Genomic DNA, 11,767 nt, shown 5'->3' on the forward strand with positions numbered 1-11,767 from the left:
GGCAATACGCCTTGGTGAGACCAAGCCGAACGGGCTTTATGGGCAGCTGTACCGTATTCATAATATTTTACAAGCTTAGGCGATTAACGCCTTTCTGCCGCGATGAGCACATCCATGTGGCGGGCCCGCCGCAATATACGGTGAATTAGGCTGCTTCTCCATAAAGAGCGCCATGCCGTCTTCTGCGACTGCCCAATAATAAGCTGGGTAGTCTGCGCCTGATCCGCTGCTGTAAGCAGCCTGTCTGCAACTGCATTGCGGCCCTCCGCCAACGAAGATGCGAAATTCCCTCCAAGCCGCGCAGTCAAAGCGGTCAGTGTCTCCAGCTTCTTCTCCAGATTTGCGTTCATAGGTGCTCCGCAGCTTACATAATGAACATGCCACTCCGCCTTTAACCGGTATGCCAGCCGGAAGCCCCGCCGAATAAGCCGTTCAGCTGCGGCCGATCGAATGTCGATGCCGATAAATATAACCTCCCGCTTCCGGAGCGGTCCGCGCAGCGTCTGGCTTTGGTCCCAAGCTTCCAGCCGCTCGTCGACGTCATCGGCAATTTCGCGCAAGGCGAGCTCACGAAGCGCGATCAGATTCCCGGTTGTAAAAAAAGAACCAAGCGCCTGCTCTACCTTATCCATCGCATAGATATTGCCTGAACGCATGCGCTGATGCAGCATTTGCGGCGTTACATCGATCAGTTCCACTTCATCTGCCAAGCGCAGCAGCGAATCAGGAATCGTCTCTTTTACTCTAATGCCAGTAAGAGCCTCCACTGCATCATTCAAGCTTTCCAAATGCTGCACGTTAACTGTAGCAATGACCGAGATTCCATTCTCTAATAGGAAGAGCACATCCTCGTAGCGTTTTGTTCTGCTGCTTCCCGGCCTGTTCGTATGCGCCAGCTCATCAACAAGTACAATTTCCGGATTGCGATGAATGATCGACTCTGTATCCATTTCCTCCAGCAGAACTCCCTGATACGAAATAACCTGCCGCGGGATGACCGGCAGGCCTTCTGCCTGCGCAGCCGTCTCCTTGCGTCCGTGCGTCTCCAACAGTCCGATGACGACATCCGCCCCTTTATCCATCAGCGCACGGCCTTCTCTAAGCATCGTATAGGTTTTCCCTGCTCCCGGCGAAGCGCCGATATACACTTTAAAGCTCCCTTTGCAAATCGCTTTCGTCTTCCGTTCCAGCTCCTGCGGGCTAAACCGTCTAAACACATCCTGCTGCTCTTCCTGCCTTTGCCGGGCTGGTATAATGCGCTCTCCCTCCTTCACAGCGCGATCAGCCATTAGAAACAGGTCGATGCCATTCAATCGGCGCAGCACACCTTCTGCCAGGGAACCGTGCAGCAATTGCTGCCACCGGCCCTGCCTGGATTGGCCCATTACGATTCGGCTTGCCCTTAGCTCAACCGCATGCCGAACCAGAATATCCGGAAGCTTCCGGAGGCTTGGAAGCGGAACCTCCTCGAAGCTTCCATCGATTTTCTGCACCAGCTTTTGGATCGAGCGCTTGAATGTCTGCTGCTCTTGGCTTAACGTCTTTCCTCGCCGGACAAAAGCAAGCACAGCGAGACCAGCGTTCAGCCGCCGGGCGATTTGCTGTCCTCTGCGAACATGCAGCGAACCGTTCCAATGATATTGAGCGGCAACAACGATACGCTCGGAAGCGCCTGAAGCACCCACTGCCCCTTCTTCATCTCGATGTTTCTCAAGCGATTCATTGACGCCTTCAGCGACGAGCCGAAGCGACAATTCACGCAGCACGCCTAAATTTCCTTTCCGTGAAAGTAAGGGGTGAGGATTGTCGCCAAGCAGCCCTTCCTCCAGCCGCTGCAGCATCGTCTCGGGCGACACGTCAATAAGGCGGACTTCATCCGCCAGCTCCAATACGCCGGCTGCCACCGTCGCCTCAACAGCAATGCCGGTACGCTGCTTTACAACTTCATGTACGCCAGCAAGCTCATACACATTGACCGTTGTAATGACGCTAATGCCTAGATCCAGCAGCACCTTAATATCTTCCAGTCTAGTCCGGCGAAGTGCCTCAGGTCGGTTGCGATGAGCAAGACCGTCCACGAGGACGACCTCCGGATTGCGGCTAATCAGCGCCTCTACATCAAGATCCTTATACTCCCGTCCAGCCTTCATCCAGTGGATGCTCGGCACCCGCTCCAAATGCTCGGCTTGCCTGACCGTTTCCGGCCGCTGCAGCGTTGAGACGGCGCATATTACGACGTCTCTTCCTTGCTGCTGCAGTTGTACGCCTTCCTGCAGCATGTGGTACGTTTTACCCGAGCCGCTGACGGCACCGATTATAATTTTCAACCGGCCTCTCTTCATCTTGGAGATAAACTCCAGCACTTCCTCCGGCGTTTTCCTTCTATAGATAGAGACCGCCCCCTTCTAGTGAGATCAGCCCTTCATATTTGATGCCGCTGACTTGCTTTCAAGCCTCTCTGCCAACTGTAAATTCAGCTTCAATACATTGACTCGAATCTCTCCGAATAAGCCCAGCGAACGTCCTTCTGTATTGGCTTCAACCAGCAGCTTCAGTTCGGCTTCATCCAAGCCGGTCAGCTTGCTGATTCGCGGAATTTGCACAGCTGCCGATTGCGGCGTAATATGCGGGTCGAGCCCCGATCCTGAATTGGTGATCAACGCAATCGGCAGTTGTTCGACGGGAACGTCGGGATTTTCCGTCTTCCATTGTGAAATGGAAGCTTTCGTCCGGTCCAGCAGAGCCGGATTGGATGGCGCGTAATTGTTCGAGCCTGAACCAGCCGCATTATAATCAATGCTTGAGACTCTGCCTTGAAAATATTCCGGATCCTTAAACGGCTGGCCGATTAAGGCAGATCCGACAATTTGCCCGTTTCCATCCTTCACTAGACTGCCGTCAGCCTGATCAGGAAAGAGCAGCTGGGCTGCTCCCGTACTGACAAGCGGATATATGATGCCGCATAACACGATAAATACGAGACTTGACCGCAAAGCCTGCCACACGATAGAACCGCCAGACTTTGATTCATTATTAGAAGCTGCTGGTAATGCATGAGTACGCATAAAACAATCATCCTTTCTATTTCGGGCTACACCCAAATATGCACAACAAGGTCAATCAGTTTAATGCCAATGAATGGCGCGATCATACCGCCCAGTCCGTAGACGAGCAAATTGCGGGCTAATAGGCGGGAGCCGCTCATCGGCCTGTAGGCGACACCTTTCATCGCCAACGGAATCAGCATCGGAATAATGACTGCGTTGAAAATTAATGCCGACAAAATAGCTGAATACGGCGAGCCCAGCTTCATCACATTCAACGCGTTCATTTGCGGAATAACGATCATGAACATTGCCGGAATGATTGCAAAGTATTTGGCAATATCGTTGGCAATGCTAAAGGTCGTCAATGCGCCTCGAGTCATCAGCAGTTGTTTGCCGATGGCGACCACCTCAATGATCTTGGAAGGATCAGAATCCAGATCCACCATATTGGCCGCCTCTTTGGCGGCAGTCGTGCCGCTGTTCATCGCAATGCCAACGTCTGCTTGGGCCAGCGCCGGCGCATCATTCGTGCCGTCGCCAGTCATGGCAACCAGCTTGCCTTCCGCTTGCTCTCGGCGGATAACCTCGATTTTATCCTCCGGTGTACTTTCAGCGATAAAACCGTCCACCCCCGCTTCCCGGGCGATCGTCGCAGCTGTAAGCTGGTTATCCCCGGTACACATAATCGTCTTGATGCCCATACGCCGCAGCTGTTCAAATCTCTCGCTCATTCCCGGCTTAACGGTATCCTTCAAATAAATAAGGCCAACTATATGTTGATCTACGGCAACAGCTAGCGGCGTACCGCCAGCGGATGCGATGCTGTCTGCTTTAGCAGCCAAATCATCAGGTATCGTCCCGCCTTGCAACAACACCCATTTCCGCACAGCATCAACTGCCCCTTTACGCACCTGCCGTCCGTCAGGCAAGTCGATGCCGCTCATCCTTGTCTCCGCCCGAAACGGAATGAACCCGCCCGTCTCCGCCCCAAGCGTATCGAATGGAAGCCCGTTGCGTTTCATATAATCGATTACCGAGCGGCCTTCCGGCGTTTCATCCTTCAGTGAACTAATAGCAGCCCAGCCTGCCAGCTCCGAGCTGCTAGCACTGCCTGCCGTCACAAACTCGCTGGCCATCCGATTGCCGAAGGTGATCGTTCCTGTTTTATCCAAAATCATCGTATTGATGTCTCCCGCCGCTTCCACCGCTTTGCCCGACATAGCCAGCACATTGTATTGAGCGACCCGGTCCATGCCCGCTATGCCGATTGCGGAAAGCAAGCCGCCAATCGTTGTCGGAATGAGACAGACGAGCAGGGCGATCAACACGGGCACCTCAAGCTCAATGCCGACGAACCTCGCAATCGGTCCAAGCGTCACGACCACGATCAGGAAAATAAGCGTCAGGCTGGTCAGCAGCGTGCCGAGCGCAATTTCATTCGGTGTTTTTTGCCGTTTGGCCCCTTCGACAAGCGAGATCATCCGATCGATAAACGATTCCCCAGGCTCGCTGATCACTCTGATTTTGATCCAGTCGCTAACGACCCGCGTCCCTCCCGTTACCGAACTGAAATCGCCGCCTGCCTCTTTAATAACGGGTGCCGATTCACCCGTAATCGCGGATTCATCCACGGAAGCGACACCCTCGACCACTTCTCCGTCACAAGGGATCATCTCGCCTTGCGACGCAATGACCAAGTCGCCCCTATGCAGCTCCGTGGATCTTATTACGTTGATGCCGCCGCCCTCGACCAGCTTATTTGCCATCACTTCCTGCTTCGTCTTCTTGAGGGAGTCAGCTTGCGCTTTACCCCGGCCCTCCGCCAAAGCTTCCGCAAAGTTCGCAAATAGAACGGTAACCAGCAAAATAAGAAACACGGTCAAATTAAAGCCTATACGCTCTCTGGAATGGAAAAAGTCCGGAAATACCGTCATGAGCAAGACGATAACGGTACATACCTCTACAACGAACATAACCGGATTTTTCAGCATCGTTACCGGATTGAGTTTGAGCAAGCTTTCCTTCAAAGCACGCTGAACGGCATCTGCCGTCAGCATTCGTTTCTGTCGATTATTCGTCATCATTTTATCCACCTCATCCGTTAACGGATTGTTAAATACTCGGCAATGGGTCCAAGTGCAACCGCCGGCATAAAAGTCAAAGCGCCAATTAACAATACCGTGCCGATCAACAAGCCTGTGAACAAGGCATTGTCGGTCCGAAATGTCCCGAGCGTATCCGGTACAGGCTTCTTGCCCAGCAGTGATCCCGCCACAGCCAGCATCGCGATGATCGAAACATAACGGCCAAGCAGCATGACGAGACCCGTGCTTACATTCCAAAACGTTGTATTATCGCTAAGCCCTTCGAAGCCTGAACCGTTGTTTGCCGCTGAAGATGCAAATTCATACAGCACCTGACTGATGCCATGGAAGCCCGGATTCGTAATGCCTGCCTGGCCTGCACCGGTCATTAGAGCAAGCGCCGTCGGAGCCAAGATGACGAAAGGATGCGCCAGTATAGCGACGGCAATCAGCTTCACTTCTCTTGGCTCGATTTTTCTCCCCAAAAACTCCGGTGTCCGTCCCACCATCAAGCCGCATAGGAAAACCGCAAGAATGGCGTACATCAGCATATTGATTAACCCGACACCCTTGCCGCCAAAGATGACATTCAGCATCATTTCGGCCATCGGAACGAGGCCTCCAATCGGCGTCAGCGTATCATGCATATTGTTGACCGATCCGGTCGTTGCGGCTGTCGTTACAGCTGTGAATAAGGCCGACCCTGCAATGCCAAACCGGACCTCCTTGCCCTCCATACTTCCTTGAGACGCATCGATGCCAAGTCCGTCAAAGACGGGATTGCCGGCTTTCTCTGCGGTGTAGACTGTCGTTAAACAAATGAGAAACAGCACCATCATCGCCGAGAAAATGACCCAGCCTTGTTTTTTGCTTTTGGCAAACCGGCCAAATGTATAGGGCAATGCAGCCGGCAGCGCCCACATGCACAAAATCTCAATCACATTCGTCAGCGGATTCGGATTCTCGAACGGGTGCGCCGAGTTGACGCCGAAAAACCCGCCGCCATTTGTGCCCAAATGCTTGATCGATTCCAGTGAGGCAACCGGTCCGATTGCTATTTGCTGAGAGGCTCCCTCCAGCGTCTTAACGGTGAGCGTCGGATCAAGCGTCTGCGGAACTTGCAGCGCGACCAGCACTAGCGTAATAACGAAGGATGCCGGCAGTAAAATACGCGTATGCGCTTTGACGAAATCCTCGAAAAAATGTCCGATCGCTTCGCCTCTGCTCGTAAGCCCGCGAATGAACGCAATTGCAACGGAAAAGCCGGTTGCCGCCGATGTAAACATCATCATCATAATGACAGCCATTTGCGAAAAGTAAGAGAGCGCGCTTTCGCCGCTGTAATGCTGCAGATTCGTATTTGTTATAAAGCTGATTACCGTATTGAAGGTTAACGTGGGCTCCATTCCGTCCATCCCGTTTGGATTAAACGGATGCAGCCCTTGAAGCCGCAGCAGCAAGTAGCCTGCCGCCGTCAGAGCCACGTTGGTCACAATAAAGCTGAAGGCATACTTTTTTCCAGCTCATACCGTCGCGGTTTTTCAATCCAATCAGCTTATAAAGCAGCCGCTCAAACGGCCCAAACACTTTATCCGTCCAATTGGCTTCATTCGAAAATACGTGATATACATAAGTGCCTAGCGGTTTGACTAATGCTATAAGAATAACGACCACGACCGCTATTTGAACAATTTCCATCGATATGGCCTCCTAGGCTAAAACTTCTCGGGATTCAACAAAGCATAAACAAGGTAAAGGAACATCAGCAGGGTGACAATGGCAATAAGGATCACCTTCCCTCTCCTCCTTTGCCGTCGACCGTTCTAGCACACCAAGCCAGAAAACCTGCCAGCATAGCGAACACGCCAAGCAGCAGTACAACCATATAGAAATCCATCATGAATATAGCCTCCTGTCTTGTCCTATAGGTCTGGGGCTTGCTCCGCAAATGAAAGCAAAAAACCGACCTCTTCCCCTTGCGTGTAAACAATCTGATCCGCTCCAAGCGCCTTGTATATCGCCTTCGGATGCCAGTTAGTCGTAATTACGCAAATATGGGCATTGGCCCATTGGGACCTGCAATATCTTAAATAGCGGCAGCTTAGCGGAAGACTGCTTTCGAAAATATATACTTTTACAATCGGCAGCTCCGGTATACTCCACGCTCTGGCAGTTGTTCGAACCCTCACAACCTTGACTAGGGATGCATCTACGACCTCCGCTATACGTTTTGCCTCCAGCTTGCTGTTGGTCAACACGACGAAAGGAAGCTGACGGTAGAGCAGCTGACGAATAAAATTAACGCTAATTTCGTTAAAACCGGCTACCGCGATCGTTTCCATTTCCCAAAAACGCCTCCTGTTCATGAAATCGTGCGGAGAAAAGGCAACAAAAAAGAAGCCGGCAGGGAGCAGAGGTGCTCACCCGCGGCTTCTTAAAGACATCGCTCGGACAGCGTAAACGGCATACTTCCTTCCGCCTTCACTAGGCAGCTAAAGGGCATACTGGATTTACGCGGCCAACAAGCCATGACGAAGTCATCGCGTTGATTGTCGCCTCTCTCAACTATAAGCTTACGAGGTTAGCTGTCGGATTCGGGCAGTGAGAGTTGCCCTACATCGGCCGAAGTCCATGGCTTTCGGTCGATGATTCACCCCTGCAGCGCCGTCCTCCGACTCTCACATCGGATCGCAGCGCCGCGATAAACGGGAAATTCCAGAATACTGGAACTATCCCGCTGTGGTTCCCCCGCTTCCCGTTGCAATCAACGGGAACTCAGCAAGTGCAGCAATGGAAACAGAATACGTAACCATGAATCGAATCATACTCCCAGCCAATATTTGTGTAAAGCGATAGCGGGTGCAAATTGGTTGAAAATTCGAGGGGAAATGATAGGATATAACGCTTACATAACGTTACTTCTTGAAAATAATCGATTTATCTCGTTCTTTCTCTCGTTTTCAAAAACTAGGTATCGGGGATATAGTACGGGCTTTAGCATCATTTCAACTCGTTTTTAATGGCATGCGATTGCGGAAGCCGTAATGAGAATTTCAAAGAATGAGGCGGATTTTACGAGGATAATGGCGGGTATTTTGGCAATTTGCCGAAAAGAAGGGCCATATCGCCCGTCCGTCATTTTACAAAGCGATGATTCCGGTTTAGTATGAACGCCATGCCGGAACACGGCACATACACCTATCGCTGAATTCTGATCGAACAGAAACGGGGGAACCAACGCTTGCGTTCATAGCCGTAAGATGCGATGATCGTAGGGCACGGGGTGAATCGGACGAAAGCGCGCTGCGCTCGTCTGTAGGGAAGCTCTCTATCCCGAATCCGTCAGCTAACTCCGTAAGCGAAATCAAGGAGAGAATGGCATAATGATAACTGTAGTATACGAAGGAACGGAACCGCTGCCTGATATTCAGCAGCTGCCGTCATTATTAAAAGTGCTTCATATGGAGTTGTATATCATCCCGGCTGAATCCGGTCACCGCGCCTATATGCGCTTATCAACTAATATCGGCATCGGGTGGGGCGAGCTCTTCATCCAGCAGAAGGAGCAGCCTGCAGACTGGAACGCTTGGTGCTCTTCTGCGCCTCATTATATGGGCTGGGTCAACCTGCATACCGCAGCGGGCCCTTCCCGTTCGGAGAACGTCAGAAATCACGAGCTGCGGAGTCTCTTCGATGACGCTGTACGCCAAGTGTGCCGCGGCCAGTCCCGTCCGGAATCGCGTCAGCCTTCACAAACCGAATATGCCGAGTTATTCCGTCAATCGGTCTTTTATTTGTCCTTATACTAGCTATCCTATATGTCGTCGGGATCATAGATGAAGCCGCCTCACGAATGTGCAAGGCGGCTTCATCTATGTGACTCGAAATGATGCGATTCTATTTAGCTGATGCCTTGGCTTCAATGAAGTAATAAAATCCGGTCGTCCTAATCCCCCGAGGTTCCGCATGCTTATTGAACTGCGTCACGATATCTTTGAAGCATGTTTCCCTCACATATTGCGAGAACCTGTCGCTTTGACCAAAGCAGAGCAGTGCCAAAATATCCTCAGCCGCAGGCAGCCATACCAGCTCCTTCAACACCGACATTCGGATGTCAGTAAGTCCGCTAACCGCCAGCCGCTCCTGAATGCGATCCAGCGTAGGCGTACCTGGTGCAGGTCCGGCGAATAAGCCGGGAAACACCTCCCCCAATTCACCGCCTTCTCCATTACCGTCGCCCGGGTGGAGCATAATTAGCGAGCCTCCCGGCCGGACAACCCGATTCCCTTCCCCATACCAGCTTGTTGGTCCCTTCTTCGTGTAGGCAACGTCGAAATAATCGTCGGGAAACGGAAGCCCCTGCTTCGTTGAGCCTACTACATACCGGACATTGTCACTTCGATAACGCTCGTTGGCCGTCTGAATGAAGCCTTCCGTCATATCGTAACCGGTGACCTCTACTGCTTGCTCCGCCCAGCGGTTCGTGTACTCTCCATGCCCGCAGCCGACATCAAGCACTTTGCCTTGTACGGCAGCAGCGAGTTTTTCAGTCAAAACCGTCTCCGCCGCCTGCCCCTCCACATTTGCCGTCCATGGGTACTCGTATTTTCCAGTCCTTGCAGCCAGCTGTTTACACCAGGGCATGCTTTGTCCGCTTACAAAATCGAGATGAGCCGATAAATCAGGAAACATAGACTTCCTCCTCTATTCGATATCAATCTCGTAAAGATGCAGAGCTACTATTATACAGGTAAATATTTTCCATTTGTATGGGTTTTGAAATAAAATAAAAAGAAAACGAACGATTTTCGGAAAAATGACCAAATAGAGTAACAGCAGTAAAGGAGGGAGTTGTTTGTGGCGGTAACAACGATGTCTGAGCTTGTCGGCTTGGCACTGAAAGGACAGAAGGATGCCTTCGAACAGCTTTATAACGAGACGGTCAACGAAGTGTACCGCACTTTATACTATTTGGGCGGCAGCCATACCGATGCCGAAGATATTGCGCAAAATGTATACTTGGAGCTTTATCGAAGCTTGGACAAATTCGACCATTCCCGTTCCTTGCAGGGCTGGCTGTACGGCATTACGATCCGCCAGCTTCACGCCCATAGGAGGAGGAGATGGAAGGAGTACCGAAGGGAGCAAAAGCAGCGGAAACATCAAACAGCGCCGCTTCCGGTTCACAATGATGTTTCTTTCGGCGATGCCCAAGGTGATTCCATCATGGATGAATTGCACAGCCTTCCCGGGAAGCTGAAGGAGGTGCTTGTGCTTCGTTACATTAACGACTTGTCCCAGCAGGAAATTGCCGATGCGCTGGCCATTCCAATCGGGACGGTCAAGTCCAGATTGAATCAGGCGCTTGTACGAATGAGGAAGAAATTGGAGGAGAAAATGATATGAACCATTCCGAAAATGTGAACGAAGAAGCTTGGATCAATCGCATGAAATCGAAGGCGGAATCTATACTGCCTCCCGCTCACTTGAAGCGTAAAATTATGGAGCAAATCGAAATGCGCAACGGCAACGGCGATTTGCTGGCTTCCGTTCGTGTCGACGCGTTCCAACCCGATGATCCGATGGATGCTATCATCCAACAATTGAAGCCAGGTATGGGAAAGGCAATCTATATCGCCAGCCAGGGCGATCGCACCGTCAGCCAGCAAACGAATTATAAGGCTGTCCTCTGGCCTCATAATTTGGAACAGCTGTTCGAGCTTGCTGCACCCTGGAATCCGCCTCTGCCCGTCGAAGCTGATATTCGCCGCATTGAAGTCTATTACGGCTTCGATGATGTAACGGAAGAAGAGATCGAAGAAATGATTGCTGAAAGCGAGGGGCAAGGCAAGCCTGTCGTCCGCGATCTTCGTCCCAACACGAATATAGTTGGAGTAAGGCTGTTGTATGACCAAGCAGGCAGAAGCTTTGAGTGCCGCCTATTCGGAACGACAAAAAGCCGAATCCATGTGCCCGATACGGAGCAGCAAACGATCGAGCGTTTGCTCATCCACGGCCAAGAGGCGGTTTACTTGGAAAACATCGAGGTGCGACAGCTAATCTGGGCAATGGAAGTTCCCCGGACTTCAAGAGCTGTGCAATATGAACTGCGCGCTGAACATGGCGATCGCGAATGGCTAATCCGCATTGCAAATACGATTCCATTTGCCTAACGGAGCTATTACTAGCTTTACTGTCCGCACGCTGCCGCACTATTGAGCCAACAAAATGTAAAAGTACATGCTGTTTGCGCTCAAAAGGGCCAAAACAGCGTTCAAAATGTAAAAGTGCATTTGAAATCGCTCCATTTCAACCAATCGGGGCTTTTTGGGCCAATCAAACTGTACTTTTACATTCTGATGCTTAAAATCGCCGAAAACACGGCCTCCAACCTGCACTTTTACATTTTGATTCAAATTCCATGCCAGCAGCAAGCCCGAAATGATGCGTGAGCTGGCTGTAGGGCGGTTACCTTATATGAATCCAACGACACCGATTGCATACCTGGGATGAGCGGAGCGTTTTGAGCTCGGGCTGACTTTTTGCAGATTCTATCCATTTCTCAGCGCAATGCGATGAGTACTATGAAATCAAGAACGGCAGTACGAGCCAAAACGCGCAGCGATTCCCGCGCAT

General features: G+C 51.4%; 9 protein-coding genes, 1 pseudogene and 2 riboswitches. Of the genes and pseudogenes, 3 read left to right on the top strand and 7 right to left on the bottom strand.

The window, feature by feature from the left end; all coding sequences use genetic code 11:
- Positions 1–83: 83 nt before the first annotated feature.
- The 6 genes and pseudogenes from TY10_RS12805 to TY10_RS12825 form a co-directional block, all read right to left on the bottom strand.
- Positions 84–2,342: a histidine kinase gene (locus TY10_RS12805; protein WP_042164008.1), complete on the bottom strand. Its 2,259-nt coding sequence runs from the start codon at positions 2,340–2,342 to the stop codon at positions 84–86.
- Positions 2,343–2,414: 72 nt separating this feature from the next.
- Positions 2,415–3,065 carry a potassium-transporting ATPase subunit KdpC gene (kdpC, locus tag TY10_RS12810; protein WP_042163970.1) on the bottom strand — a complete coding sequence of 217 codons (651 nt, stop codon included), beginning with the start codon at positions 3,063–3,065 and terminating at the stop codon, positions 2,415–2,417.
- 26 nt (positions 3,066–3,091) lie between these two features.
- Positions 3,092–5,128 carry a potassium-transporting ATPase subunit KdpB gene (kdpB, locus tag TY10_RS12815; protein WP_042164010.1) on the bottom strand — a complete coding sequence of 679 codons (2,037 nt, stop codon included), beginning with the start codon at positions 5,126–5,128 and terminating at the stop codon, positions 3,092–3,094.
- Positions 5,129–5,148: 20 nt separating this feature from the next.
- Positions 5,149–6,829, bottom strand: a pseudogene (kdpA, locus tag TY10_RS12820) (potassium-transporting ATPase subunit KdpA).
- Between the two features lie 17 nt (positions 6,830–6,846).
- The gene (gene kdpF / locus TY10_RS32545) at positions 6,847–6,924 is read right to left on the bottom strand and encodes a K(+)-transporting ATPase subunit F (RefSeq protein WP_155985849.1); all 78 of its coding nucleotides are present in this window, start codon (positions 6,922–6,924) and stop codon (positions 6,847–6,849) included.
- Positions 6,925–7,053: 129 nt separating this feature from the next.
- Positions 7,054–7,473, bottom strand: coding sequence for a hypothetical protein (locus TY10_RS12825; RefSeq protein ID WP_052350530.1), 420 nt, complete (start codon positions 7,471–7,473; stop codon positions 7,054–7,056).
- Between the two features lie 213 nt (positions 7,474–7,686).
- Positions 7,687–7,922: riboswitch (cyclic di-AMP (ydaO/yuaA leader) on the bottom strand.
- A gap of 401 nt (positions 7,923–8,323) precedes the next feature.
- Positions 8,324–8,507: riboswitch (cyclic di-AMP (ydaO/yuaA leader) on the top strand.
- A 7-nt stretch (positions 8,508–8,514) separates the two neighbouring features.
- Here TY10_RS12825 and TY10_RS12830 point away from each other — a divergent pair.
- Positions 8,515–8,940 carry a hypothetical protein gene (locus tag TY10_RS12830; protein WP_042163974.1) on the top strand — a complete coding sequence of 142 codons (426 nt, stop codon included), beginning with the start codon at positions 8,515–8,517 and terminating at the stop codon, positions 8,938–8,940.
- 88 nt (positions 8,941–9,028) lie between these two features.
- Here TY10_RS12830 and TY10_RS12835 read toward each other — a convergent pair whose 3' ends face one another.
- On the bottom strand, positions 9,029–9,823 hold the full coding sequence (locus tag TY10_RS12835) for a class I SAM-dependent methyltransferase (protein WP_052350531.1): 795 nt from the start codon (positions 9,821–9,823) through the stop codon (positions 9,029–9,031).
- 165 nt (positions 9,824–9,988) lie between these two features.
- On the opposite strand from TY10_RS12835, the gene TY10_RS12840 reads away from it, so the two are divergent.
- Both TY10_RS12840 and TY10_RS12845 read left to right on the top strand, forming a co-directional pair.
- Complete coding sequence (locus tag TY10_RS12840; protein WP_052350532.1) at positions 9,989–10,537, top strand: RNA polymerase sigma factor; 549 nt, start codon at positions 9,989–9,991, stop codon at positions 10,535–10,537.
- Positions 10,534–11,304 (top strand): hypothetical protein, encoded by a 771-nt coding sequence (locus TY10_RS12845; RefSeq protein ID WP_042163977.1) that lies wholly within the window; start codon positions 10,534–10,536, stop codon positions 11,302–11,304. Before TY10_RS12840 ends, TY10_RS12845 begins: the two co-directional genes overlap by 4 nt.
- Positions 11,305–11,767: the final 463 nt, after the last annotated feature.

Source organism: Paenibacillus gorillae, from assembly GCF_000513275.1.
GTDB classification, from domain to species: Bacteria; Bacillota; Bacilli; order Paenibacillales; family Paenibacillaceae; genus Pristimantibacillus; species Pristimantibacillus gorillae.